Source organism: Microbispora sp. NPDC049633 (assembly GCF_040675265.1).
GTDB lineage: Bacteria > Actinomycetota > Actinomycetes > Streptosporangiales > Streptosporangiaceae > Microbispora > Microbispora maris.
Genome location: NZ_JBFAOO010000409.1, coordinates 1 through 1,680, shown reverse-complemented (window position 1 = coordinate 1,680; position 1,680 = coordinate 1). Strand labels below are relative to the sequence as shown.

At 76.1% G+C, this 1,680-nt stretch carries 1 protein-coding gene and 1 pseudogene; both read left to right on the top strand.

The genetic code is table 11. The features are described from left to right. Positions 1–798, top strand: a 798-nt coding sequence (locus AB0J39_RS39460) for a PfkB family carbohydrate kinase (RefSeq protein ID WP_363474318.1), incomplete at its 5' end; no start/stop codon positions are given. Positions 799–835: 37 nt separating this feature from the next. Next, positions 836–1,680: pseudogene (locus tag AB0J39_RS39455) on the top strand (hypothetical protein); the annotation flags it as partial.

The window sequence follows — 1,680 nt, the reverse complement described above, 5'->3', positions numbered from 1 at the left end:
GCCCGGCTCGGCGCCGACACCCGCCTGCTGGCGCGGGCGGGGTACGACACCGGCGAGTGGCACGCGGCCGAGCTGGGCAAGGCCGGGGTCCGGCCCCACCTGCGGATCGACCCGGAACGGCCCTCGGCAGTCGTGATCGCGATGGTCGACGCCACCGGGGAGCGGTCCATGCTCACCAACCGTGGGGCGAGCGGCCACATCGGGGTCGGCGACTGGGCTCCCGGCCTCCTCGACGGGGTCGGGCACCTGCACCTGTCGGCGTACACGATGTTCGCCGAGCCGGGCCTGGAGCTCGCGCGGCTGGCCATGCGCGAGGCCGCCGGGCGGGGCATCTCCATCAGCGTCGATCCGGCCTCCTGCGGGCCGCTGCGCGCGTTCGGCCGCGAGCGGTTCCTCCGCGAGACCGCCCCGGCGGGCGTCGTGATCCCCAACCTGGAGGAGGCGCTGCTGCTCGCGGACGCCGAGGATCCCGAGACGGCGGCCCGCACGCTCAGCGGCCACTACGGCACCGCGGTGGTCAAGCTGGGGGCCGGCGGTGCCGTGCTGGCCCGCGATGGCCGTATAGTCGCCAAGGCGGCCGCGCCCCCGGCGGAGGTGGTCGACTCGACGGGCGCTGGAGACGCGTTCGCCGCGGGGTTCCTGGTCGCCTCGATGGCCGGGTGCGCACCCGACGAAGCACTGCGCAAGGGGTGTGAGGCGGGGGCCGCGGCGGTCGCCCAGGTCGGCGGCCGGCCGGTTCCGGGGAACTTTACCCTATTGACACCAATTGCTGGTTTGCGGCGTAAGCTGCACCATTAGCAACATGCGTCACTCTCGGGAGGGTGCGGTCATACCGATGGACGCCGAGTCAACGATCTGCCTGAGCGACCTGGTCCCGGCCCTGCGGTGGAGCCGTCCTCAGCAGGTGGCCGAGACGCTGGCCGACCCGCGCCTGCCCGGCGGCTGGTGGGCATCCGTCGGGGTCGGCCGGGCGATGCGGGCGACCGGTGTTGACTGGCTCTGCGAACGGCTTGCCCGCCTGGCCGTCGGCCGCTGGGATCATCTGCCCCTCACCGACCTGCTTCCGGCGCTCCAGGTGCATACCGTGGACCCGGCCATGCCCGGCTGGCCCGACCCGGTCCGCACCGTGGTCAACCAGCTCGGCGGGTGGTACCGGCTGCGCCGCCTGACGCCGTGCGATCTCCAGGCTCCGGCCGCCCCCGCCTCGCCCGAGGTCCTCCTGACCACGGTGTTCCGTGAGGTGTTCGCACGCCTGGAGAGCGAGCTGGCCTCCGGCGAGTCCGCGCAGGCGCTCGCGGGAGACGAGAAACCGGCGCAGGCGCAGGCACCGGCCGGCCCCGCCTCCGAGCCGTTCCCGCAGGCCGCCGCCCCGGGCAGCACCTCCCAGCCGTTCCCGCAGCCCACCCCCGGACCGATCTCCCAGCCGTTCCCCCAGGCCGCCCCCGGGGCGCCGTCACAGCCGGTCGCGCAGGCCGGGACCTCCTCCCAGCCGTTCCCGCAGGTCACTCCCGGGCCGGTCTCTCAACCGTTCCCGCAGGCCGCCCCCGGGGCCACGGCGCCGCCCTTCGCCCGCCCGGCCGCGCCCGCGCCCGGGCAGGCCGCCCAGGCGCCCGCGCAGCAGGGGCAGGCGCCCGGACGACCGGGGCAGGGCGCGCCGTCCCCGTCGCCCGCCGCGCCGGC